Annotated in this window: 22 protein-coding genes and 1 pseudogene; 9 read left to right on the top strand and 14 right to left on the bottom strand. The window is 73.3% G+C overall.

Features of this window, described 5'->3' with window-relative positions; translation table 11 throughout:
* Positions 1 to 56: 56 nt before the first annotated feature.
* Positions 57 to 602 (bottom strand): DoxX family protein, encoded by a 546-nt coding sequence (locus ACN28G_RS25880; protein ID WP_091432364.1) that lies wholly within the window; start codon positions 600 to 602, stop codon positions 57 to 59.
* A gap of 138 nt (positions 603 to 740) precedes the next feature.
* On the opposite strand from ACN28G_RS25880, the gene ACN28G_RS25875 reads away from it, so the two are divergent.
* The gene (locus tag ACN28G_RS25875; protein ID WP_421480533.1) at positions 741 to 1,286 is read left to right on the top strand and encodes a GNAT family N-acetyltransferase; all 546 of its coding nucleotides are present in this window, start codon (positions 741 to 743) and stop codon (positions 1,284 to 1,286) included.
* A gap of 39 nt (positions 1,287 to 1,325) precedes the next feature.
* On the opposite strand, the gene ACN28G_RS25870 is transcribed toward ACN28G_RS25875, so the two are convergent.
* Both ACN28G_RS25870 and ACN28G_RS25865 read right to left on the bottom strand, forming a co-directional pair.
* Positions 1,326 to 2,567: an ATP-binding protein gene (locus ACN28G_RS25870; RefSeq protein ID WP_091432358.1), complete on the bottom strand. Its 1,242-nt coding sequence runs from the start codon at positions 2,565 to 2,567 to the stop codon at positions 1,326 to 1,328.
* Between the two features lie 172 nt (positions 2,568 to 2,739).
* A complete protein-coding gene (locus ACN28G_RS25865) occupies positions 2,740 to 3,243 on the bottom strand; it encodes an LppU/SCO3897 family protein (RefSeq protein WP_421480977.1) in 504 nt (167 codons plus the stop codon).
* 494 nt (positions 3,244 to 3,737) lie between these two features.
* Here ACN28G_RS25865 and ACN28G_RS25860 point away from each other — a divergent pair, with 494 nt between their 5' ends.
* The gene (locus ACN28G_RS25860) at positions 3,738 to 4,598 is read left to right on the top strand and encodes a prepilin peptidase (protein WP_421480532.1); all 861 of its coding nucleotides are present in this window, start codon (positions 3,738 to 3,740) and stop codon (positions 4,596 to 4,598) included.
* A 139-nt stretch (positions 4,599 to 4,737) separates the two neighbouring features.
* Here the strand turns inward: ACN28G_RS25860 and ACN28G_RS25855 are convergent, their stop codons facing one another.
* The 5 genes and pseudogenes from ACN28G_RS25855 to ACN28G_RS25835 form a co-directional block, all read right to left on the bottom strand.
* Positions 4,738 to 7,935, bottom strand: coding sequence for a UvrD-helicase domain-containing protein (locus ACN28G_RS25855; protein WP_421480531.1), 3,198 nt, complete (start codon positions 7,933 to 7,935; stop codon positions 4,738 to 4,740).
* An 83-nt stretch (positions 7,936 to 8,018) separates the two neighbouring features.
* A pseudogene (locus ACN28G_RS25850) lies at positions 8,019 to 9,335 on the bottom strand (metallophosphoesterase); the annotation flags it as partial.
* 164 nt (positions 9,336 to 9,499) lie between these two features.
* A complete protein-coding gene (locus ACN28G_RS25845) occupies positions 9,500 to 9,745 on the bottom strand; it encodes a MoaD/ThiS family protein (protein ID WP_421480530.1) in 246 nt (81 codons plus the stop codon).
* A 2-nt stretch (positions 9,746 to 9,747) separates the two neighbouring features.
* Positions 9,748 to 10,758: a GTP 3',8-cyclase MoaA gene (gene moaA / locus ACN28G_RS25840; protein WP_091432348.1), complete on the bottom strand. Its 1,011-nt coding sequence runs from the start codon at positions 10,756 to 10,758 to the stop codon at positions 9,748 to 9,750.
* Positions 10,755 to 11,669, bottom strand: a complete 915-nt coding sequence (locus ACN28G_RS25835) for a fructosamine kinase family protein (protein WP_421480529.1) — start codon at positions 11,667 to 11,669, stop codon at positions 10,755 to 10,757. Before ACN28G_RS25835 ends, moaA begins: the two co-directional genes overlap by 4 nt.
* Before the next feature lie 172 nt (positions 11,670 to 11,841).
* On the opposite strand from ACN28G_RS25835, the gene ACN28G_RS25830 reads away from it, so the two are divergent.
* Both ACN28G_RS25830 and ACN28G_RS25825 read left to right on the top strand, forming a co-directional pair.
* Positions 11,842 to 12,882 (top strand): DUF4192 domain-containing protein, encoded by a 1,041-nt coding sequence (locus ACN28G_RS25830; protein WP_091432342.1) that lies wholly within the window; start codon positions 11,842 to 11,844, stop codon positions 12,880 to 12,882.
* Between the two features lie 139 nt (positions 12,883 to 13,021).
* Positions 13,022 to 13,729 carry a GAP family protein gene (locus ACN28G_RS25825; RefSeq protein WP_091432339.1) on the top strand — a complete coding sequence of 236 codons (708 nt, stop codon included), beginning with the start codon at positions 13,022 to 13,024 and terminating at the stop codon, positions 13,727 to 13,729.
* A gap of 62 nt (positions 13,730 to 13,791) precedes the next feature.
* Here ACN28G_RS25825 and fdhD read toward each other — a convergent pair whose 3' ends face one another.
* The gene (fdhD, locus tag ACN28G_RS25820) at positions 13,792 to 14,643 is read right to left on the bottom strand and encodes a formate dehydrogenase accessory sulfurtransferase FdhD (RefSeq protein ID WP_091445667.1); all 852 of its coding nucleotides are present in this window, start codon (positions 14,641 to 14,643) and stop codon (positions 13,792 to 13,794) included.
* 114 nt (positions 14,644 to 14,757) lie between these two features.
* Between fdhD and mobA the strand changes: the two genes are divergently transcribed.
* The 3 genes from mobA to ACN28G_RS25805 all read left to right on the top strand — a co-directional run bounded on the left by mobA (position 14,758) and on the right by ACN28G_RS25805 (position 16,965).
* Positions 14,758 to 15,504, top strand: a complete 747-nt coding sequence (gene mobA / locus ACN28G_RS25815) for a molybdenum cofactor guanylyltransferase (RefSeq protein ID WP_373868334.1) — start codon at positions 14,758 to 14,760, stop codon at positions 15,502 to 15,504.
* Positions 15,501 to 15,755 (top strand): DUF6457 domain-containing protein, encoded by a 255-nt coding sequence (locus tag ACN28G_RS25810; protein ID WP_091445665.1) that lies wholly within the window; start codon positions 15,501 to 15,503, stop codon positions 15,753 to 15,755. Before mobA ends, ACN28G_RS25810 begins: the two co-directional genes overlap by 4 nt.
* 103 nt (positions 15,756 to 15,858) lie before the next feature.
* Positions 15,859 to 16,965 carry a T3SS (YopN, CesT) and YbjN peptide-binding chaperone 1 gene (locus ACN28G_RS25805; RefSeq protein WP_421480528.1) on the top strand — a complete coding sequence of 369 codons (1,107 nt, stop codon included), beginning with the start codon at positions 15,859 to 15,861 and terminating at the stop codon, positions 16,963 to 16,965.
* Positions 16,966 to 17,030: 65 nt separating this feature from the next.
* Here the strand turns inward: ACN28G_RS25805 and ACN28G_RS25800 are convergent, their stop codons facing one another.
* Entirely contained in the window at positions 17,031 to 17,489 is a 459-nt protein-coding gene (locus tag ACN28G_RS25800) for an Lrp/AsnC family transcriptional regulator (protein ID WP_091432333.1), read from the bottom strand.
* Positions 17,490 to 17,548: 59 nt separating this feature from the next.
* Here ACN28G_RS25800 and ddaH point away from each other — a divergent pair, with 59 nt between their 5' ends.
* Complete coding sequence (ddaH, locus tag ACN28G_RS25795; RefSeq protein WP_175440389.1) at positions 17,549 to 18,382, top strand: dimethylargininase; 834 nt, start codon at positions 17,549 to 17,551, stop codon at positions 18,380 to 18,382.
* Between the two features lie 87 nt (positions 18,383 to 18,469).
* On the opposite strand, the gene ACN28G_RS25790 is transcribed toward ddaH, so the two are convergent.
* Positions 18,470 to 19,663 (bottom strand): ABC transporter substrate-binding protein, encoded by a 1,194-nt coding sequence (locus tag ACN28G_RS25790; RefSeq protein WP_091432327.1) that lies wholly within the window; start codon positions 19,661 to 19,663, stop codon positions 18,470 to 18,472.
* Between the two features lie 74 nt (positions 19,664 to 19,737).
* Entirely contained in the window at positions 19,738 to 20,520 is a 783-nt protein-coding gene (locus tag ACN28G_RS25785; protein ID WP_421480527.1) for an alpha/beta hydrolase family protein, read from the bottom strand.
* A gap of 269 nt (positions 20,521 to 20,789) precedes the next feature.
* Here ACN28G_RS25785 and ACN28G_RS25780 point away from each other — a divergent pair, with 269 nt between their 5' ends.
* Entirely contained in the window at positions 20,790 to 21,392 is a 603-nt protein-coding gene (locus ACN28G_RS25780) for a bacterial proteasome activator family protein (RefSeq protein ID WP_091445661.1), read from the top strand.
* A 1-nt stretch (position 21,393) separates the two neighbouring features.
* Here the strand turns inward: ACN28G_RS25780 and ACN28G_RS25775 are convergent, their stop codons facing one another.
* Together ACN28G_RS25775 and ACN28G_RS25770 are read right to left on the bottom strand one after the other, a co-directional pair.
* A complete protein-coding gene (locus ACN28G_RS25775; RefSeq protein WP_091432321.1) occupies positions 21,394 to 22,206 on the bottom strand; it encodes an HAD family hydrolase in 813 nt (270 codons plus the stop codon).
* Entirely contained in the window at positions 22,206 to 23,027 is an 822-nt protein-coding gene (locus ACN28G_RS25770; protein WP_091432318.1) for an HAD family hydrolase, read from the bottom strand. The genes ACN28G_RS25775 and ACN28G_RS25770 overlap by 1 nt, the downstream gene beginning before the upstream one ends.
* Positions 23,028 to 23,230: the final 203 nt, after the last annotated feature.

Genomic DNA, 23,230 nt, shown 5'->3' with positions numbered 1-23,230 from the left:
ACCCCGGCAGTCGCCGGGCGGGGTCGGCTACCCCGGCAGGCGCCGGGCAGGGCCGGCTACCCCGGCAGTCGCCGGGCGGTGGCGGCGGAGCGTACGGCGATCTTGGCTTCCCGCCGGGCGGTGCGGACGGCGCGCTCGACCGACCGGCGCGAGTGGCCGATCCGGTGCCCCGCCCGCCAGCGCAGCCCGGGCCGGCCCTCGGTGTCCGCCGCGGCGAGCAGCAGACCGCCGAAGAGCCCGAGGTTCTTCAGGAAGTGGATCTGGTTCTGGGCGCGCGCCGCCGGGTCGTCGGTGTTCCAGAAGGGATGACCGGCGGCGGTGGTCGGCACCAACGTGCCCGCGAGGACCAGCGCCGCCGGGCGGGTGAGCCGACCGCTGGCCAAGAGCAGACCGGCGGTGAGCTGGACTCCCGCGTTCACCCGGACCAGCGTTTCGGTGTCCGTCGGCGCGCCCGGCCAGTTCCGCTCGATCAGCGGGGCGACCCGGTCGGTCACCGGCTTGGCCGCCGGTACCACCCGGCCGGGGTTCTGCAGGTTACGGGCACCGCTGACCACGAAGATGCCGCTCAACATGACACGGGCGAGGGAACGCACGGGTTTCATTGCTCAGTCATACCCCGTCCCGGCGGCGGCTACCCCGGCAACCGCCGATCCGCACTTCGGAGAAGCGGATCGCCGACGCCACGCCGAAAGCCGGTCACCGTCGCGGATGGATCGGCAGCAGGGAGTAACGTCACCCGGGTGACCACTCTGCGGCTCCGACCCGAGGGCCCGGCCGACGCCGGACCGGTCCGGCGGGTGATCGCCGCCGCGTTCGCCCGCCCCGACGTGGGTTTCCCGGGCGAGGTCCGCCTGGTCGACGAGCTACGCGGCAGCGAGGCCTGGCTGCCGGAGTTGGCAATGGTCGCCGAGTACGGCGGTGAGGTCGTCGGGTACGCCCTGCTGACCCGGGTCCGGGTGCGTACCGGGACCGGCTTCGCGCCGGCGTTGGCCCTGGGGCCGGTGGCGGTGGCGCCGCACCGGCAACGCACCGGACACGGTACGACCGTGGTGCAGGCCGCCCTCGACGCCGCCACCGAGCTGGGCGAGCGGCTCGTGGTGGTGCTCGGTGACCCGGCCTACTACCGTCGGTTCGGCTTCACCCGGGCCGACCGGATGGGGCTGACCAGCCCGTGGTCCGGGCTGGGTGAGCCGTGGCAGGCGTTGGTGCTGCCGCCGGCCACCAGCGAACCGGAGCCGGTGCCGGCCGGCGAGGTGATCTTCCCGCCGCCCTGGTCGAAGGTCTGAGCCGGCGCGGCTGCGCAGCCGCGCCGGCGGCTGGTCTGATCAGGCCGGCTGGGTGCGGAGGTACCGGCCGAAGTGCGGCACGGTGAAGGCGACCGTGCCCCGTTCACCCGAGTAGATCAACCCCTTCTTGATCAGGGCGTCCCGGGCCGGGGAGAGGCTTGCCGGTTTCCGGTCCAGGGAGCGGGCGATCTCGGCGGTCGGCACCGCCGCGTCCATGTCGTCCCGCGGCTCGGCGCCGCTCTCGCCGGCCGCACCGGAGAGGCTGGCCATCGCCCGCATGTACTCCCGTTCCGCCGGCGTGGCCCGCTCGTAGCGGGACCCGAAGAACCCCACCGCCAACTCGGCCTCGGCCTCCGGCGCGGCCACCCGGACGTCGGCCGCGGTGATCGGCGACCGCGGGGCGTGGTCCCAGGTCGCCTTCCCGTAGGCCTGGACGAAGTACGGGTACCCGCCGGAGGACTCGTAGAGCAGGTCCAGCGCCTTCTGCTCGTACTCGACCTGCTCCCGCTCGGCCGGCGCGCAGAGCGCCTGGTCGGCGGCGATCCGGTCGAGCCGGTCGATGCGCTGGTACCGGAAGAGCCGCTCGGAGTACGACTTGGCGGCGCTGAGCACGGCCGGCAGGTGCGGTAGACCGGCGCCGACCACGATCAGTGGCGCGCCGAGCTGCGACAACTCGTGGCAGGCGGCACAGAGCGCCGAGACGTCCTCGGCGCCGAGGTCCTGCATCTCGTCGATGAAGACCGCGATGCCGGTGCCGACGTCGCTGGCCACCGCCGCCGCGTCGGTGAGCAGCTCGACCAGGTCGATCTCGATGTCACCGGAGTCGGCCCGGCCACTGCTGGCCGGTACGTCGATGCCGGGTTGCCAGCGGTCGCGCAGCTTGGGCGGGCTGCCACCGCGTCCGCCCGGCGCGTCCCGCTGGGCGAAGGCCTTCAGCACGCCGAGGAAGCCGTCGATCCGGTCCGGGGCCCGGTGCCGCGGGGCGAGTTCCCGCACCGCCATGTGCAGGGCGGCGGCCACCGGTCGACGCAGCGACTGGTCCGGACGGGCCTCGATCTTGCCGCTGCCCCAGAGCTTCCCGATGGCCTGCGAGCGCAGCGTGTTGAGCAGTACGGTCTTGCCCACCCCGCGCAGCCCGGTCAGCATCAGGCTGCGCTCGGGCCGCCCCCGGGCGATGCGTTCCAGCACGATGTCGAACACGTCCAGCTCGCGCCCGCGCCCGGCCAGCTCGGGCGGGCGCTGGCCGGCACCGGGTGCGTACGGGTTGCGGACCGGATCCACGTATCGCACAGTATCGGCCCGTCTAGCTGCGAACCTAGATGCGCCTATAGGACGCTACCGGCGTGTCGACCCGGTCGAGCGAAGACTAGGGCTCTCTAGCGTGGACGGTAGAAACCCCTAGATCCCCCTACCGGCGCCGGCCGGACCTGATCGGCCCAGCTTGCGAGGGGGCTCAGCGCAGCTTGAGGCAGAGCACGAAGTCGAGAGTGTCCAGCTCGCTGTCGAAGAAGTACCAGTTGGTGTACCCCTCGACCTTGGCGCACTTGGCCTCGGCGTCCCTCTCACCACTGGTGGCCTCGTCGAACCGGCGCAACACCTCGTACGTCCTCGTCCCGCACTCGGTGATCAGCAACTCGGGACGACCACCGGTGGGCCCCTCGTTGCGTACGCACTGCCCCACCTTGACGAACCGGGGGTCCGCCGACGACTCCGGTGCCGCGCCCCCCGTGGCCGGACTTCCGGTCGGCAACGCGGTGGGCTCGACCACCGCCGGCTGCTCCGACGGGTCGGCCACCGGCACCTGGTCCGCCCGGTCCCGCAGCAGCAGGACCGCCGATACCCCGACGACCACCAGCGTCACGAGGGTGGCCGAGACCGCGATCAACGGCCACCGGCGGCGTCGCGGCGGCTCGCCGTCCAGAGCACCGGCGTCCGCGGGACCGGAAGAATAGGGAATCACCGGGTACGCCGGAATCGCCGCCACCGCAGCCGGCAGGGTGCCTCCGGACGGAAGGGTTCCCGGCGGTGGCGATGTCCCCTGCGGTGGCCAGGGCGGACCAGGGTCCGCGCCGGCAGACCGGTACCCGGGGCCGTCCGGTGGCCGCTGGTACGGCGCGTACTGCTCCCATCCATCGCGTCCGGGCGGGTTCGCCGGCGGTCCGTACCGGTCGGGGCCGGTGTGGGGTCGGTAGGGCTCGGGTGCGCGGCGCTGGCCGTCCGGGTCGGGGCGGTCGCGCTCGTCCCGCGGGCCGTAGGTGTCCTCCGGCCGTCGCCACTGCCACGCGTCGGGAGGACCGCCGGCCGGTGACCCGTCGTTCGCCATGCGCGTCCTCCCGGTGAGTCGGGGCGACCTCTGCCCAGTGCCGCCAACGCCCAGGTAACCGTAGCGTGACCTCGGGTCAGCTCACGCCCTCCAGGTGCGACACTCCGACCATCGATACCATCCGCTCCATGTCGTTGGGCGTACCGGTCACCGCCGCGCTGCTCGGTGCGCTGATCGGAGCCGTCCTACCGGGAGCCGGTCGGCGGCTGGCCACCCCCACCTCGGCGAGCCCGGCAGCTCCGCCGGGGCGACGCCCCGCACCGCCCGCGTCCGCACCGCCCGCGTCCGCACCGCCCGCGTCCGGCCCGCCCGCGTCCGCACCGCCCGCGTCCGGCCCGCCCGCGTCCGGCCCACCCGCGTCCGGCCCGCCCGCGTCCGCACCGCCCGCGTCCGGACCGTCCCGGTCGGCCGGCGACCGACCGTTCCTCGCCGGTCGGGTACGCGTCCGCCGCGTTCCCTCCTGGGTACCGGCGGCCACCGGCGCCGTCGTCGGGGCGGTCGTCCTCGGTACCCTCGCGGCGGCGCTCGACGGCGATCCGGGGCTGCCGGCGGTTCTCGCCATGGCTGCCGTCGGTCTGATCCTCGCCGTGGTCGACCTGACCTGCCTCCGGCTGCCCGATCCGCTGGTGGCCACCGCCGGACTGCTCGGCGCGGCCGGTCTCACCGCCGCCGCGCTGCTGGCCGGTACGCCCGGCCGGCTGTTCACCGCCGTCGCCGCCGCCGCGGTCTGCGGGTTCGTCCAGGTGCTGCTCGCGCTGGCACCTGGCAGCCGGCTCGGCTTCGGCGACGTCAAGCTCGGTACGGTGCTCGGCCTGCCGCTCGGCTGGCTGGGCTGGTCGACGGTGCTGACCGGGCTGGTCCTGCCGCACCTGCTCAACGGGCTCGCCGTGCTCGGTCTGCTGGCCACCGGACGGGTCCGCCGGGACACCGCGCTGCCGGTGGGCCCGGCCCTGCTCGCCGGCACCTGGCTCGCCCTCCTGACCAGCTGACCACCCACCGCCCGACCCACCCCCCGTCCCGGCGCGTCAAGCGCGCACCCCGTGCCGGCGCGCAACCCCTCCCGACGCAGCGAGTAAGAAGGGGACCCTTCTCTACCGGATGCGTTAACAGGGGGCCCTTCCTTACACCTCAGATGAGGCGGAGTTGGCGGTCGCGGGGGCGGCGGGGTTCGCTCTCACCGAACCGTTCGAACAGGCCCGGGTCGATGGCGTCCAGGAAGGGCGAGGGGGCGCAGTCCCGTTCCGGGCCGTGCCGGGCCCGCCGGGTGGCATGGGTCACGTAGAGCCGGTCCTGGGCCCGGGTCAGTCCGACGAAGAAGAGTCGGCGTTCCTCGGCGACCGCCTCGTCGTCGGGGACGGATCCGGGCCAGCGCAGCGGCAGCAGGCCGTCCTCCGCGCCGACCAGGAATACCACCGGGAACTCCAGCCCCTTCGCGGCGTGCAGGGTGAGCAGGGTGACCGCCTGGGAACGCGGATCCATCGCGTCCACCTCGGCACCGGTGGCCAGCTGGGACAGGAACAACGGCAGGTCGTCGCCGCAGCGTCTGGCCAGCGGCATGAGCAGGTCCACCGCCGAGCGCACGTCCTCCGGGCGTACGCCGCCGGGGGAGTCCAGGGTGGGCACCGAGAAGCGGTCCGCGAGCACCTGCCCGGCCAGCCGTACCCGGGCGGTCAACGCGCCGTCCAGCCCGTCGGCGTGCCGCAACTCGCGGGCGAGCGCGGCCACGCCCGGCCGGTCCCGCAGCCGGTCGTGTGAGCGCTTCTGCACCGGGATGTTCGCCCGGGCGAGCGCGTCCATGATCGGTGCGGCCTGGGCGTCGGTGCGGTACAGCACGGCGATGTCGGCGAAGGAGAGCGTCGTCGCGCGGCCGTCGATGCGGCCCGAGTCCAGCGACCGGTGGGAGAGCCCGCCGACCAGCTCGTCGATGGTACGGACCAGGAAGTCGGCCTCGTCGGCGACGGAGCTGGCGAAGTAGCGCCCGACCAGCGGGGCCTCCGGGTCCAGCCGGGCCGGGTCGAGGCGACGTCCCCGGACCAGCGAGGACGGTGCGATGGCCTGCACCGCGGCGGCCAGGATCGGTGCCGACGACCGGTAGTTGCGGTTCAGCCGGACCAGCCGGGCGTCCGTGAAGTCCTGCGAGAACCGCAGGAAGTAGCCGACGTCGGCCCCGCGGAACGAGTAGATCGCCTGGTCCGGGTCCCCGATCGCGCAGAGGTTGCCGTCGGCGGGGCTGAGCAGCCGCAGCAGCTCGTACTGGACCGCGTCGACGTCCTGGTACTCGTCGACGAAGATCCACTGCCAGCGGTTGCGGTACCGCTGCGCCAGCTTCCGGTCCGCCCGCAGCAGCTCCACCGGCAGCGTGAGCAGCTCGTCCAGGTCGACCAGGTCCTGCTTGCGCAGCAGTGCGCGGTAGCGGACCGGATCGTCGCCGGCCTCGGTCCGGGCCGCCGTCCGTTCGGTGTCGTCGGCGATCCGGAAGCCGGTCGGCAGGCCGGCCGCCTTGGTGTTCTCCCGCAGGATGCTCAGCCCCAGCGAGTGGAACGTGCCCACGGTGACGTCCTCGGCGACCGGTCCGAGCAGGCCGTCGAGGCGGTGCCGCAGCTCCTCGGCGGCCCGTCGGGTGAAGGTGATCGCCAGGCACTGTTCCGGGAAGACGTTCAGCTCGGCGCAGAGGTAGGCGATCCGGTGGGTGAGCGTCCGGGTCTTGCCGGTGCCCGGACCGGCGACGATCAGCAGCGGCCCACCCGGCGCGGAGGCGGCCACCCGCTGCATCGCGTCCAACCGGTCCAGCAACCCGGTGCCGACCTCCTCCATGCCGGCCAGCATCGGCTCGAACGGCTCGTGCGGCGAGGGCTGCGCGGGGATCGGTGGGGGCGGCGGGGGCTGCGGCGCGGCCCGACGCCTCGGCTCGGCCTTCGCCGCCGTCGGGCGCTTGGGCTTCGGCCTCGGCGCCGGCTCCGTCGGCACCCGCTGCGCCGGCACCGGTACGTCGAACAGCGTCTCCGCCTGGGTGTCGGTCGGCGAACGCAGCTCCTCCGGGGCGAAGAGGGTGATCACGCCGTACTCGCCGTCGTAGCCCGGCACCCGGCGGACCTCGCCGCGCCGCAACCGGCGGATGCCCTCGGCGAGCAGCTCACCGCCGACCCGGCCGATCTCGTCCAGCTCGACGGTGGTGAGGATGGACAGCTCCGGGCCGAGCGCGGCGACCAGCTCGTTGAGCTTGCCACCGACCTTCTTGGACTTCGGCCCCACCCCGTTGAGTTCGCCGAGGATCTCGGCCAGCGGCACCAGGTGGGTGACCTCCCGGGCGTGGTCGGGGCGGTACCCGTCGGGCCGGTTGGCCAGCTCCTCGACCCGGCTCAACACGCCGACGGTGAGCGGCTTGCCGCACTCCGGGCAGCTTCCACCGGCGGCGCGGGTCTGCGCCGGGGACCAGTTGACCCCGCAGAGCCGGTGCCCGTCGGCGTGGTACTTGCCCTCCTCGGGGAAGAACTCGATGGTCCCGGCCAGCCCGGCGCCGGTGCGCAGCGCCTCCCGGATCGCGAAGTAGTCCCGCCCGCAGGCCAGTACGGTCGCCTCCCGGCCGAGCGCTGGCGGGGAGTGGGCGTCGGAGTTGGAGACCAGTTGGTACCCGTCGAGGCTGCCGACCCGCCAGTTCATCGCCGGGTCGGAGGAGAGCCCGGTCTCCACCGCGAAGATGTGCCCGGCCAGGTCGGCGTAGCAGTCGGCGATCGCGTCGAAGCCCGACTTGGAGCCCAGCGCGGAGAACCACGGGGTCCAGATGTGCGCCGGCACCAGGTACCCGTCCGGACTCGCCTCCAGGGTGATCTCCAGCAGGTCCCGGGAGTCCAGCCCGAGGATCGGGCGGCCGTCGGAGGCGATGTTGCCGATCCGGGCCAGGGCGGCGTTGAACCGCTGTACCGCGTCCAGGTCGGGCAGGTAGACCAGGTGGTGCACCTTACGGGTGCGGTCGTCCCGCTTGTAGATGGTGGAGATCTCCACGCTGAGCATGAACCGGACCGGGTCGGCCTCCGCCGCGTCGGCCAGCCGGGGCGGCAGTTGCCGGGCCACCTCCCGTTCCGCCTCCGGGCCGAGCCGGTACAGGCCGGGCTCGGCCGGTGTCAGGTTCTCCCGCAGGTGGTCGTACCAGGCGGGGTGGGTGAAGTCGCCGGTGCCGAGCACGCCGATGCCCTTGCGCCGGGCCCACCAGCTGAGATTGGGCAGGGTCAGGTCGCGGCTGCACGCGCGGGAGTACTTCGAGTGGATGTGCAGGTCCGCGACGAATGGCGGCAGGCCACCGGGGGGTACGGAGCTGAACGGAGGCACGCCGCATCCTGTCACGCCGGCACAAGTACCCAGCCGTCGCCACGCACACCCGTGACCTCCGCAATCCCCGTCGACCCCGCCGGTCAGGCGGAGCGCAGCTCCACCAGGGTGATCTGAGGGTTGGCGCCGACCCGCACCGGCGGGCCCCAGAATCCGGCCCCGTTGGTGACGTAGACCTTGGTGCCGTCGACCTCGCCCAGGCCCGAGACCACCGGCTGCTCCAGCCGGACCAGCAGGTTGAACGGGACGATCTGACCACCGTGGGTGTGCCCGGAGAGCTGCAGGTCGACGTCGAACTTCGCGGCCTCGAACGCCGCCACCGGCTGGTGGGCCAGCAGCACCACCGGTCGGCTCGGGTCCCGGTCGCCGAGCGCGGCGGCGTAGTCCGGCGGGGCGGCCACCCCGACCCCGTCGGCGCTGACGTCGTTGACCCCGGCCAGGTCGAGGACCCCACCCCGGGCCTGGATCTCCTGTCGCTGGTTCTGCAGCACGCGCAGACCCAGCCGATCCACCTCGGTCACCCACTCCTCGACGCCGGAGTAGTACTCGTGGTTGCCGGTGACGAAGAAGTTGCCGTACCGCGACTGGATGTCCCGCAGTGGTGCCGCCGCCTCACCCAGCTCGGCGACCGTGCCGTCGACCAGGTCACCGACGACCGCGACCAGGTCGGCGTCGAGCCGGTTGATCGCCGCGACCATCCGCTCGGTGTGCACCCGCCCGCGCAGTGGCCCGAGGTGGATGTCGCTGACGGTGGCGATCCGCAGGCCGTCCATGCTCCGGGGCAGCTTGGCCAGCGGGATCTGGACCCGGTCCAGCTCCGGTGGGCCGGTCGCGGTGCGTACGCCGTATCCGACCAGGCCGGTGGCGGTGAGCCCGGCGAAGATCGCCGCTCCCCGGGCCAGCAGCAGCCGCCGGTGCGGGTCGTGGTCGGCGACCTGCCGGCCGTCGGAGTCGGCGGAGGGCGGATCGGCCGACCCGGTACCGCCGGCCGGCGGCGGATCGGTGGCGGTGACGGCCGGCGGCACCGGATCGGCGGCGGTCGGCAGGCCGGCGCCGCCGGTGGCCGGCGGGTCGGCGACGGCGGTGGCCCGGCTGCCGGGCGAACCAGCGGCGGTCGGCCGGTCGGTGCCGGCCTGCGACGGCTCGGCTCCGACGCCGGTCGGCGCGGCGGAGGCCGGCACCGGGTTCGCCGGCTCGGCGGAGGCCGGCACCGGATCGCTCGGTCCGGTCGGGGCCGGACCGGTGGTGGTCGGGCGGCGGCGCAGCACCTGCCGGGCGACCAGCATCGGCAGCTCCAGTAGGAACAGGACGACCAGCAGGTAGAACATCACCGCGAGCCAGAGGTACCCGGGCCAGGCGAGCCAGTAGAGGCCGGCGTTGGTGCCGATCAGGGTCGCCGGCACCAGCAGCGCCAGTACCAGGAACAGCACACCACCGACCCGCCGGGCGCGGCCGGGCCGGGTGGTGTCGCGCACCAGGCGCCGCCACAGATAGAAGTGGATCAGGCCGGTGACCAGCGCAAGGGTGCCCACGAACCCCAGGACCGCTAACACGGAAGCCTCCCTCAGCCGCCGGCGAAGGGCGGCAGCACGTCGATCGTCGACCCGGCCGGCAGTGGTGTCCGACGATCATGACAGGTCACTCCGTCGACCAGGAAACTCGCCACCCGCAGTACGGCGGCGAGTCGGTCGCCGTGGCGGGCGGCCAACTCGGCGGTGATGTCGTCGAGCGAGCGGCCGGCCGGAGCGGTCTCCTCACGGCAGCCGGCGGCGGCGCGGGCGCCGGCGAAGTACCGCACGGTCACCTGCACCGTCAGCCTCCGATCGCCGACATCGGGCGGGCGGGTTGCAGGAAGCTCGGATCGTCGATCCCGTGACCGGCGCGTTTGCCCCACATCGCGGTACGCCAGCGGCGGGCCACCTCGTCGTCGTCCGCGCCGGCCCGCAACGCGCCGCGCAGGTCGGACTCCTCGGTGGCGAAGAGGCAGGCCCGCACCTGACCGTCAGCGGTGAGCCGGGTCCGGTCGCAGTCACCACAGAACGGACGGGTCACGCTGCCGATCACGCCCACCCGGGCCGGCCCGGCGTCGACCAGCCAGGTCTCGGCGGGTGCCGCACCGCGTACCGTCGGATCGGGCCGCAGGTCGAACTCGGCCCGCAGCGCGGCGAGGATCTCCGCCGCGGTCACCATGGTGGCCCGGTCCCAGCCGTGCTGGGCGTCCAGCGGCATCTGTTCGATGAACCGCAACTGGTAGCCGTGGGCCAGGGCGTACCGCAGCAGGGCGGGTGCCTCGTCGTCGTTGACCCCCCGCAGCAGCACCGAGTTGATCTTCACGGGGGTCAGGCCGGCTGCCGCCGCACCGGCCAGCCCGGCCAGCACCGCGTCGAGCCTCGGCCGCCGGGTGAGCCGGTGGAACCGGTCGGCGTCCAGGGTGTCCAGCGACACGTTCACCCGGTCCAGGCCGGCGGCTCGCAAGGTGGGAGCCAACCGGTCCAGCCCGATGCCGTTCGTGGTCAGCGAGAGCCGGGGGCGGGGTCGCAGCTCCGCCGTGGCGGCCACGATGCCGGCCAGCCCGGGGCGGATCAGCGGCTCCCCGCCGGTGAACCGCACCTCGGTCACGCCCAGCCGCTGCACCGCGACCCGGATCAGCCGGATCACCTCGGCATCGGTGAGCAGCTCCGGCCCGGCCAACCAGGGCAGCCCCTCGGCCGGCATGCAGTACGTACAACGCAGGTTGCACTTGTCGGTAAGCGAGACTCGCAGGTCCCGGGCGACCCGGCCGTACCGGTCGACGAGGAGCCCGGCGGTGGACTGGGCGCTCATCGGTCGACGGTAGCGCGCTCGACGCCGCCCAACGCGGCGCGGGCCGCCGCGGCGACCGCCGACCGGTACCCGGCACCGAAGAGCGCGGTGTGCACCAGCAGCAGGTGCAGTTGGTGCAGCGGCACCCGTTCCCGCCACCCGTCGGCCAGCGGCCACGCCTCGCGGTAGGCGGCCATGATCCGGTCGCCGTGCGGTGCCCCGCCGAAGAGGGCCAGCTGTGCCAGGTCGGTCTCCCGGTGACCGCCGTGTGCCGCCGGGTCCACCAACCAGACCCGCCCGTCGGCGCCCCAGAGCAGGTTGCCCGGCCACAGGTCACCGTGTACGCGGGCGGGCGGCTCGTCGCCACCGAACGAGTCGATGCCGTCGATCACCCGATCGACCAGAGCGGTCTCGGTCGGCGTGAGCGCGCCGTTGGCGACCGACGCGCGCAGGTACGGAACGAGGCGGCGGTGGGCGAACCACTGCGGCCACGGGCCCGGATCGGGGGTGTTGTCCTGCGGCAGCGCCCCGATGAAACCGGGTCGGTCCGCGCCGAACGACGCCGCGCCGGCCCGGTGCAGACCGGCCAACTCCCGGCCGAACCGTTCGGCCGCCTCCGGCGTCGGCTCGCCGGACGCCACCCAGTCGAGCGCCAACAGCTCCGGCAGCGCCACCACCACCTCGGGTACGGGGACCTGGCCCGCCTCGCGCAGCCACCGCAACCCGGCCGCCTCGGTGGTGAAGAAGTCCTCGGGCACCGGCCGCCCCGCCCGTTCCGGCCAGGTCTTGGCGAAGAGCGACTGCCCGTCGTCCAGGGTGAGGCGGGAGGCGGCACAGATCGAGCCGCCGGCGACCGGGGTCTCCCGGATCCGCTGGTGGGTCAGGAACGTCGGCAGGCGGGTCGGATGCGCCCGCAGATAGGCCAGGTCCATGAGCGCAAGGTAGCCGCTGCCACCGACGGCTTGGGGCCGGTCGCGGTCGGAACGGATCCGGATAACCACTGGAAACGCGCTGACCAGGAGGACTACTCTCCGTATCTGTGGATAAGCCGCGTGTCGTCCACAGGGGCTGTCTGCCGGCGACGGCACCGGACAGGCTGCCGGCATGACTCCGATCGACCGTCCTCGACTCGCCGTCCGGTCCCCCGCCGACCTCATCGCCGCCGTGCCGTACCTGATCGGCTTCCACCCCGTCGACAGCGTGGTGGTCGTCGCGCTGCGGGGCCGCCAGATCGTCTTCGCCGCCCGAGCCGACCTGCCCGACCAGGGGGCCGATCCGCTGCCACCCGCCCGGCACCTCGCCGAGGTGGTCGGTCGGCAGCGTGCCGAGGCGGCGACGGTGCTCGGCTACGGGCCACCCGCCCGGGTCACCGGCTCCGTCGACGCGGTCCGTGCGGCGCTCACCGGCAGCGGCCTGCTCCTGCTGGACGCCCTGCGGGTCGCCGACGGCCGGTACTGGTCCTACCTGTGCACCGAGACCGACTGCTGCCCACCCGAGGGGACGCCGTACGACGCCCGGGCCAGCGAGGTCAGCGCCACGGCGGTCTTCGCCGGGCAGGTCGCCCTGCCCGATCGGGCCGCGTTGACCGCACAGGTCGCGCCGGTCGACGGTCCGGCCCGCGCCGCGATGGGTCAGGCGACCGACCGGGCCGAGCAGCGGCTGGTGGCGCTGATGTCGACCGCCGACACCGAGTTGCCCGACGACCGGGCGCTCCGCTCGGCCGGTCGAGCGGCGGTACGCGCCGCCCAACGGCGGCAGCGTCGAGGTGAGTCACTCACCGACGACGAGGTGGCCTGGCTCGGCCTGCTCCTGACCCACCTGCCGGTGCGCGACCACGCCTGGGAACGTACCGACGGGCGGGACGAGGACATCGCCCTCTGGTCGGACGTGTTGCGCCGGACCGAGTCGGCCCTCAGCGCCGCACCGGCCAGCCTGCTCGCCTTCGCCGCCTGGCGGGCGGGGCAGGGGGCGTTGGCCGCGGTGACGCTGGAACGGGCACTGGTCGAGCATCCGGACTACTCGCTCGCCCTGCTGCTGGACGACGTCCTCCGGCGCGGCATCCCGCCGTCCGAACTGGATGGCTGGCCCACCGTCGCCTCCGCGGCCCTGCTGCGGCCCCGCCAGCGCCGGCCCCGCCGTACCTGAAGGAGACGACCCGGACGCGGCGGGAGGCGCGGGCCAGCCTCGGTCGAAGGATGTACGCCCAGATCGTCTTCTCCGACGAACCGACGCCCGGTCGGCACCACGAGACTGGATACGTGATGCCTCCCAGAGACACCGTCGCGTGAGCAACACCCTGCTGGGATCCCTCGGCGGGCTCGCCCTGATCGACAGCACAAGCATCGGGACCCTGTTCATCCCGGTGTGGTTGCTGCTGGCGGCCGGCCCGGTCCGGATCGCACGGATCCTGGCCTACCTGGGCACGATCGCCGTCTTCTACTTCGCGGTCGGGGTGCTGATCACCTTCGGGGGCGAGTGGATCGTGGCCGCCCTCGGCACGACGATGGACAGCACGCCGGTGTACTGGATCCAGCTGGCACTCGGAGTGGGGCTGTTCGCCCTGAGCTTCCGGTACGACGGCAAACGACCTCGGCGTAGCGGCGGTGGGGTGCTGCGGTGGCGGGATCGTGCCACCAGCGGCGACTCCTCGTTGCGGTGGCTGGTCGGGCTGGCGCTGCTGGCGGCGCTGGCGGAGGTGGCGACGATGCTGCCGTACCTCGCCGCGATCGGTCTGCTCGCCACCGCCGAGCTGGCCGGCCCCACCACGCTGGCCCTGCTCGGCGGGTACTGCCTGGTCATGGTGCTGCCGGCGGTGCTGCTGCTCGGTGCGCGGGTGGCCCTGCCGGCGACGATCGAGCCACTGCTGGTCCGGCTGAACCGCTGGATCACGGAGAAGGCCGGCAGCACGATGGGCTGGATCCTCGGCATCGCGGGGTTCCTGCTCGCCCGGGACGCCGCCGCGCGCCTCTGGCCCACCCTGCTCGGCGGCTGACCAGCCGCTGTCGCCAGAGTCAACAAGGGCCCGAAGGCTGCATCGATCGCTGGTCCATGCCGTCACACCTCGACTCGACGGGGGTGGGTGTAGACGTTCATGGTCCGCCCCCGGAGGAAACCGACCAGGGTGAGGCCGGCCTCGTCGGCCAGGTCGACGGCGAGGGTGCTCGGCGCGGAGACCGCCGCGAGCAGCGGTATCCCGGCCATCCACGCCTTCTGGGTCAGCTCGAAGCTGGCCCGTCCGGAGACCAGCAGGAGGTGCCCGGCCAGCGGCAACCGCCGCTCCCGGACGGCCCAGCCGATCACCTTGTCCACCGCGTTGTGCCGGCCCACGTCCTCACGCAGCACCACCTGGTCGCCGCCCGCGGTGAAGAGCCCGGCCGCGTGCAACCCACCGGTCCGCGCGAAGCCCCGCTGGGCTGCCCGCAACCGGTCGGGCAGCTCGGCGAGAACCGCCGCCGGCACGGTCAGCGGGTCGTCGGCCACGGCGAAGACCGACCGGGTACGCACCGCGTCGATGCTCGCCTTGCCGCAGACCCCGCACGAGCTGGTGGTGTAGAAGTTCCGGGCCGGGTCGGTGGCCGGCTCGGGGACCCCGGGGCTCAGCACCACGTCGACCACGTTGTACGTGTTGGGAGTCTCCGTGCCGGCGCAGAGCTGGGCGGTGTGCACGTCGTCGGCGGAGCGGATCAGCCCCTCGGTGAGCAGGAAGCCGATCGCCAGGTCCAGATCGTCGCCGGGGGTCCGCATGGTCACCGCGAGCGGTCGACGCCGGTTGGGTCCGGCCGGCCCGACCCGGATCTCCAGTGGTTCCTCCGCGCTGAGGCTGTCCGGCCGGCGTACCGCCGTGCGGCCCGGCGGCGCGTCGAGGTCGATCCGGTGCACCTCGCGTCGATCAGTGGCCCGTCCCATCCCGCCATCCTGCCCTGCCACCACCCGGGCCCGCCCGGAGCCGCACCCGGGCGAGTGCTGCTCGTCGGGGTCGATCGACGGCGGCACACCACCCATGCCGCTACCGTGAGCCCGGTGGACGGCAGGACGGTGGACGGGGGAACGGTGGGCGGCGGGGGTGGGTACGCGGCGGTGGTGCTGGCCGGCGGTGCGGCCCGGCGGATGGGCGGCGTGGACAAGCCCCGCGTGCCGGTCGGCGGCCGGCCGATGCTCGACCGGGTGCTGGCCGCGGTCGCCGACGCCGACGAGCGTGTCCTGGTCGGCCCGACTCCGGGCGACGCCGATCCGCGTGTCCTGGTCGGCCCGACTCCCGCCGACGCCGACCCGCCTGCCCTGACCGACGCGCGTGTCCTGGTCGGCCCGGAGCCGGTCCGGTCCGGTGCCGGGCTGGTCGGGGTACGGGTGACCCGGGAAAAACCGGCCGGGGGTGGGCCGGTCGCGGCGGCGGCGGCCGGACTGGCGTTGCTCGATCCGGGTACCCGGATAGTTGCCCTGCTCGCCGCGGACCTGCCGTTGCTCACCCCGGCCGCGGTGGCCGGGCTGGTGCGACGGTTGGCCGAGGCACCGGCGGACGGGGTCTGTTACGTCGACGCCGACGGCCGTCGGCAGTCGCTCTGCGGTGTCTGGCGGGTGGCGTCGCTGCGGGCGGCCCTGGACCGGTTGGCCGGGCAGCGCGACGGCCGGCTCGACGGTGCGCCGGTACGGGCCCTGCTGGCCGGGCTCACCATCGTGGACCTGCCCTGGTCCGGCACGGGGCCACCACCCTGGTTCGACTGCGACACTGACGACGACGTACGCCGGGCAGAGGAGTGGACACGGTGACAGTGTTGGACGACTGGGTGACCGCCGCCTGCGCCGAGCTGGGGCTCGACCCGGCTCAGGTGCCGGTGCCGGCGGTGCTGGACCTGGCCCGGGACGTGGCCCACCAGGTGGTGCGTCCGGGTGCGCCGGTCACCGCGTACCTGCTGGGGTTGGCGGTGGGGCGGGGCGCCGATCCGGGCGCGACGGCCGACCGGCTCAGCGCGCTGGCCGGTGCTTGGCCGGTGGAACTCGGCGGCGACCGGCCGGACTGACCGGACCTGTTCGCGGCACCGGCGGCAGTGTCCGATCCCGGTCGCGGCTTTCTGCGCCGTCTGCTGCTCTGGGTAGGGTGACCTTGACGGACGGAGGCGATCTATGACGGCAGAGCACCCCTCGGCGCCGACTGACCCATCCGGTGCCACGCCGGACCACCACGAGTCGATTCTGCTCGACGCGCCGACCACGGCCGACCTGCGGGCAAAGGTGACCCAGGCGTGGCAGGAGTTCGCCCGGGCGTTCGCCGAACGGCTGCGGGAGTTGCCCGCCGGCACCCACGTCGAGCTGACCCTGGACCCCACCGCCTCCGGCACCGGGGACGCCGTCTACTCGATCAGCGTGGACCTCGGCGCCGACGGGCAGGTGACGGCGCGGGCCGTCGGCAATGCCACCCTCCCCCAGGGCTACCGGTTGGACCGGTCGGCGGTGGCGGACATGATCGCGCTCGGCTGGTCGCCGCCCGGGGTGGTCGAGGGGTCGGGGGAGGACTTCGGCCTGGCCGTCACCACGGCGGAGGCGAGCAAGCTCGCCGCGTTGCTCTCCCGCACGTTGCGGGACGTGTACGGCGCACCGCACCCGGCCTTCCTGGTCTACCTGGTGCACGACGAGCAGGGTGCCCCGGTCCCGGTGGAACCGTTGGGTACCGCCCGCAGCGAGTTCGGGCCGGACCGCGACGTCGAGGCCGATCTCGACGAGGCGTTGGCCGCCGCGGCGAGCGCCCAGCCGGCCAAGGAGCAGGTGCTCGCCCTGGACGACCGGGTGCGTACCGTCGTCTCGACGATGTTGAAGTCCGAGTCCGACAAGTTGCAGATCGACTCGGACGGCGACATCAACATCCGCGCCGGATCGGCGATGGTCTTCGTCCGGATCCGGGACAACCCCCCGCTGGTCGACGTCTTCTCCCCGGTGCTGACCGAGGTCGAGCCGACCGAGCGGCTGTACGTGAAGCTCTCCGAGCTGACCAACCGGATGCCGATCGGCCGGCTGTACTGCGCCGAGGACACCGTCTGGGCGTCCATCCCGGTCTTCGGCCGGGACTTCCAGCCGACCCACCTGATGTTGGCCGTGCAGGTGATGACCGGGCTCGCCGACGAGCTGGACGACCGGCTGCACGGCGAGTTCGGCGGGAAGCGCTTCTTCGGCGAGGGCGACAAGCCGGCGAAGCGGGACGACGACGGGGAGCACCGCACCGGCATGTACCTCTGAACCACCCGCCAAGCCGGCCCGCCGGCCCGCCCGCCCGCGGGCTGTGGCCGGCGGGTCAGGTCGGGTCAGCGGGTGCTGGGCCCCACCCCGGGGGACTCGGCCAGCCGGGAGAGCACGATGGTGCTCCGGGTGGAGGTCACGAAGGGCTCCGCGCGCAGGCGTTCCAGCGCGGCCTCCAGGTGGCCGATGTCGGCCGCGCGCAGGTGCACCAGCGCGTCGGCCTCGCCCGAGACGGTGTACGCGCCGACCACCTCCGGGTGCCGCCGGGTGGCCGCGCCGAGCTGTGCCGGGGTGGTGCGGCCGGCGCAGAACAGCTCGACGAAGGCCTCGGTGGTCCAGCCGACCGCCGCCGGGTCGACCACCGCGGTGAAGCCCTTGATCACCCCGGTGGAGCGGAGCCGGTCGACCCGCCGCTTCACCGCAGGTGCGGAGAGTGACACCCGGAGACCGATGTCGGCGTACGAAGTGCGCGCGTCCGCGACGAGCAACGCAATGATCTGCTGATCCACGCCGTCTATCTGCAACGTTCCGCCCTCGGGAAGCAATGTTCATGGCTGTTACCAAAGTTGTACGCTACCTACGCTTGGTGACCGTGAACCAGCAGCGAGTCGCGCGAAAGCGGACGTACCTCATGTGCCCGCCGGAGCACTTCACCGTCGAGTACGCGATCAACCCGTGGATGGATCCGCAGACCCCGGTCGACCCGGAGTTGGCGGTCAAGCAGTGGGACCGGCTCCGGGAAACGCTGACCGGGCTGGGCCACGAGGTGTTCGTCCTCGATCCCGAGCCCGGCCTGCCGGACATGGTGTACGCCGCCAACGGGGCCTTCACGGTGGACGGCACCGGCTACGGTGCGCGGTTCAAGCACGAGCAGCGGGCCGCCGAGGCCGCCGCGCACCAGGCCTTCTACCGGGAGCGTGGCTGGCGGTTCGTCGCGCCGCTGCGTACCAACGAGGGCGAGGGCGACTTCGCGTACCTGCCGGCGGCCCACGGCGGGCTGATCCTGGCCGGGTACGGCTTCCGGACCGAGTTGCCGGCCCACGCCGAGGCGCAGGAGGCCCTCGGCCGCCCGGTGGTGTCGCTGAACCTGGTCGACCCACGCTTCTACCACCTGGACACCGCGCTCGCCGCGCTGGACGACGGCAACGTCGGCTACTTCCCGGGTGCCTTCTCTGCGGCCAGCCAGCAGGTGCTCGCCCAGCTCTTCCCGGACGCGGTGCTCGCCGACGACACCGACGCGTTGGCGTTCGGGCTGAACCTGGTAAGCGACGGGCTGAACGTGGTCCTGAACAGCGAGGCCACCCGGCTCGCCGGCCGGTTGCGGGCCGTCGGCTACCAGCCCGTGCCGGTGGAGCTGGCCGAGTTGAAGAAGGGCGGCGGCAGCGTCAAGTGCTGCGTCGCCGAGCTACGCCCCTGAACCGTCCCAGGCCGCCCGCCGTCCCGGACCGCCCGCCGTCTCAGGCCGCCCGGCCGCCCGGCCACGGTCAGGTCAGGTCAGGTCAGGTCAGCCGAGCGTGGCCAGCTCGTTGACCAGGACGTTGGAGAGCAGCTCGCCGTCGCGGTCGACCTTGCGCAGGTACCAGCGCTGCTGCGGGGTACGTGACTGGTTGAACTGCCACGGCCCACGCGGACTGTCGATCTGACCGACCTTGCCCATCGCCAGGTTGACCTCCTGCGCGGTCGGCGTCGGGCCGGCGAGCCGGATGGCCGAGTCGAGCACCTGCGCCGCGTCGTAGGAGGCCATCGCGTAGGTGGTCGGCGAGGAGTTGTAGATCCTGCGGTAGGCCGAGGCGAACTCCCGGTTGGCGGTGTTGTTCAGGTCGGCCGAGTAGTTCAGCGCGGTCATGATGCCCTCGGCGTCGGCCTCCCGGCTCTCGCTGAGGACCGTACCCTCGGTCAGGAAGCCCGGCGCGTAGACCGCGCCCCGGTAGCCGGCCCGGCGCAGCTGCTTGATGAACTGCACGGCGGACGGGCCGGTGAAGAAGCAGAAGACCGCGGTCGGGTTGCGGTTCAACGCCCGGGTGATGTCGGCGGTGTACGTGTCGTTGCCGGGCTCGGTGGTGGCGTCGGTCCAGACGACCGGGTCGGCGATGCGGGGGTCGTCGGCGCCGAAGCCGGCCCGGAAGCCCTCGATGACGTCCCGGCTGCCGACGTTCTCCGGTGCGATCATGGCGATCCGGCCGCCGCGCGGGAACTGCTGCCGCAGGTACGACCCCATCGCCTCGCCGGGCTCGTTGAGCACGTACGAGGTGCGCCAGATGTAGACGACACTCTGCAGGGCGGCCGGTGAGGCGTTGGAGCCGACCAGGGGCACCCTGGCCTGTTCGACCAGGTCCCGGATGCCGATCATGACCGTTGAGCTGACCACCCCGGTGAGGGCGAGTACGCCCTGCTTGAGTAGCCCGTCCACGGCTGCCTGACCGGACTTGGCGGTCTCGCCCTCGTCGGCGGTGATCAGGTTGACCGGGTGGCCGCCCAACCGTTGGTCGTTGAGGTCGAGAAAGAGCTTGAACCCGTTGATGATCTCGGTGCCGATCGGCTTGAGACCCCCGGTGGTCGGCGCGACCAGACCGATCTTGACGGGGGTGCCGTTGTCGGTCGGTGCGCTCTCGTCCTCGGAGCCGCAACCAGCGACCAGCCCGGTGGTGCCGAGCGCGGCCAACAGTTGCAGTGCCCGTCTGCGGTTCATCGGCGACACCGAAGTCCTCTCCAGGTCAGTGGCAGGGGCCTGATCACCGCCCCTCGGCGTTTTACCTGTTCGAAAGTGCTGCGTCAATCATTGTGCAGGGACCGTAACGCGCTGGTCACCTGGGGCCAGGCCGCCGAATCGGGATCGATGAGCGCGAAATGCTCACATCGATCAATCTCGACGAGTTCGACCTCGGATCCGGTCGCCTGTGCGGTCGCCACGAAAGCCCTGCTCATCGCCACCGGCACCTGCTGGTCGAGGGTTCCGTGCAGCACCACCACCCGGCGCCGCAGGGGCAGCCGGCTCCTCGGGTCGGCGGCGGCGTACCGGTCGGGAAACTCCGCCGGGCCACCGCCGAGCAGCGCGGCCACCGCCCCACCGTCCAGATCCAGCCGGTACGCCTCGGCGAGGTCGGAGACCGGCGCGAGCGCCAGCACCCCGCCGACGGCCTGCGGGGCGACCGCCGCGACGTGCAGGGCCAACTGTCCGCCGGCCGAGTGCCCGAGCAGGATCGGCGGGCCGGGTGCCAACTGGTCGCCCAACGCGGTGGCGACCAGTCCGGGCAGCGCCGCGACCCCGGTGACCACGTCCGACAGGGTGTCGGCCCCTCCGGTGCCGCGGCGGTACTCCAGTTGCGCCACCGGGTGTCCCAGCCCGGCCAGGGCGGCCGCCAGCGGGCCGGTGTGGCCGCGGTCGTACTCCGGTCGCCAGAAACCGCCGTGGATCACCACGACCAGCGGTCGGGGCGGGCCCTGGCCGGCGGGGCGGCGGACGTCGGCGACCTGATCCGGATGCCCGCCGTAGTGGACGATGCTGTCCGCTGTCGGGGCGGGCCGGGTGAGTACGGCGCGCGGATCGGTGGCCATGGCCGCGACCCTAGCGCGTCGACCGTCCGCCCGGCGCCCCACATCGGTGCAGGCCAGCACCCACGGTGACGGCCGGCGGTCGCGGACCGCCACGGCCGCCCGGTACGTGGCGACTTCCGGCCCCGTGCCATGGGATGGCCCGAATCGACCCGGTCGGTGTGGGATCACTGCCCGAATGGGACATCCGGTGCCGGCGCACGGCCCGGTCCGGTCCGCGGCGTGCTCCGCCACCGGTCCCGGCGAGCGGAGCGGTGCGGCCCTGGGTCAAGATGGGTGCCATGACGCAAGCACGTTCTGCTGGACAGAGTGACGAGCCGGACCGCGACGGCACCGGCGTGCCCGGCACCGTGGTGGTGGTCGGCCCGGACGGGCGACCGGTCGGCACCGTGCAGACCGACGAGGCGGCCGGCGGCGAGGACCCGGCCCGGCTGGTCGAGCAGCCGGCCAAGGTGATGCGGATCGGCAGCATGATCAAGCAGCTGTTGGAGGAGGTCAAGGCCGCTCCGCTCGACGACGCCAGCCGGCACCGGATGCGGGAGATCCACGAGCGGTCGATCGTCGAGCTGAAGGAGGGCCTCGCCCCGGAGCTGCGCGAGGAACTGGAGCGGATCTCGCTGCCCTTCACCGAGGAGAAGGCCCCCAGCGAGGGTGAGCTGCGGATCGCCCACGCCCAGCTGGTCGGCTGGCTGGAGGGCCTCTTCCACGGCATCCAGGCCGCGCTGGTGGCCCAGCAGATGGCCGCCCGGGTGCAGCTGGAGCAGATGCGCTCGGGGCAGCGGGCGCTGCCCAGCGGCCCCGGCGGACTCATCCCGGGCATGCCGGGGATGGGGCAGCCCGGCGGCGAGGGGCACAACACCGGTCAGTACCTCTGACTCAGCCCACCCCGAAGATCTTCTCCAGGTACGCGGCCACGCCGTCCTCGGAGTTCGCCGAGGTGACCTCGTCGGCGACCGCCAGGACGGCGGGGTGCGCGTTCGCCACCGCCACCGCCCGCCCGGCCCAGGTCAGCATCGGCACGTCGTTGGGCATGTCGCCGAAGGCCAGCACGTCCCGGGCGGCGATGCCGTCCCGCTCGCAGTACCACGCCAGGCCGGCGGCCTTGGTCACCCCGCTCGCCGAGATCTCCACCAACCCGGTGTACGACGAGTGCGTCGCCTCGGCCAGCCCCCGCAACGCCCCGGCCACCACCGCCAGGAACAGGTCCGGATCCTGCTCACCGCCGCGGGCCAGCAGCTTCACCGCCGGTGCCGAGAGCAGCTCCTCCACCGACTCGACGGCCCGGATCGCGTCGTCGTCGGAGTCCCAGCGCAGCGGGTAGTGCGCCTCGTGCCGCATCTGCCGGCCGTCGCCGATCTCCACCGCGAAGCTCACCCCGGGCACCTCGGCCCGTAGCCGCTGGGCCACCTGGGCGAGGATGTCCGGGGCGAGCGGGTCGGCCCGCAGCACCTCGTCGGTGGTCGGGTCGTACACCACTGCGCCGTTGGCGCAGACCGCCGGCAGTGGCTCGACGAGCTGCTCGTACACCAGGTCCAGCCAGCGGATCGGGCGGCCGGTGACCAGCACGACAGGCGTGCCCTGGGCGCGGATGCGGGCCAGCAGGTCGGCGGTACGGCGGCTGATCGTCCGGTCGTCGCTGAGCAGGGTGCCGTCGATGTCGGTGGCCACCAGGCGCGGGGTCTCTCCCATCAGCGCGAGAGTAGCCGATCGAGATACACCGCCACCCCGTCGTCGTCGTTGCGCAGGGTGACCTCGTCGGCGGCGGACCGCAGCAGCGGGTGCGCGTTGGCCACCGCCACCCGGGCCCAGCCGGCCCACTCGAACATCGGCAGGTCGTTGGGCATGTCCCCGAAGACCAGCACATCCGCCGGGTCGACCCCGAGGGCCTGCGCCACCACGGTCAGCCCGGTGGACTTGTCCACCCCGGGCGGGCAGATCTCCACGAAGCCGAGCCCGGCCTGGGTGAGCGTGGCCACCTGCGGCGGCACGATCCGGCGGGCGATCTCCAACAGGTGGTCGACGTGGTGGTCGGCGGTCCGGACGAAGGCCTTGATCACGTCGCCGGAGATGCACTCGGCGCGGGTGCGCTCCTCGAACCGGTCCTGGTAGGGCCAGCTCGGGTGGTAGTCACCCCAGAGCGGCGCGTCGTGGTCGTCCAGCGCCTCGACCATCACGGTCAGCGGGCCGACCTCGGCCTCCAGGTCCACCAGCAGGCGGGCCAGCACCTCGCCGGAGAGTCGCTCGTCGCAGAGCACCACCGGGCCGTCGGGGTCGCTCTGGTCCACCACCCGGCCACCGCCGGCCATCACCAGGTAGTCGGCGGCCCGGATGTCGTTGCGGGTCAGCTCGGTCAGTCGCGGTCCGCGGCCGGTCGCGCCGACCACCGGGATGCCGGCGGCCCGGACCCGGTCCAGCACACCATGGGTGTACGCGGACACCGTGTCGTCGCTGCGTACCAACGTCCCGTCGAGGTCGGTGGCGATCAGTTTGGGCAGTCCCGGGCGGGTCATGGCTCCTCCTTCGCCCGCCGCCGTCGGGCCCGGTCGTCCGGTCGTCGGTGCCTCCGATCCTCCAACGGCGGGCAGCAACCGTACCTCGGTGAACCGGTCGCAACCATGGCTTCCGCGCGAATCGGGCACCAACCCGCGGCGACCACCCGGTGACCCCCTGACCAGCCACTGCCCCGCACTCCGTCCGCCCGTCCTCCGCTGCC

Origin of the sequence: Micromonospora sp. WMMA1923 (assembly GCF_049179195.1) — a bacterium.
In the GTDB taxonomy this organism is placed as follows: domain Bacteria; phylum Actinomycetota; class Actinomycetes; order Mycobacteriales; family Micromonosporaceae; genus Micromonospora; species Micromonospora yangpuensis.
Note: the sequence above shows the minus strand (reverse complement) of the source record. Positions and strands in the feature narration are given on the sequence as shown.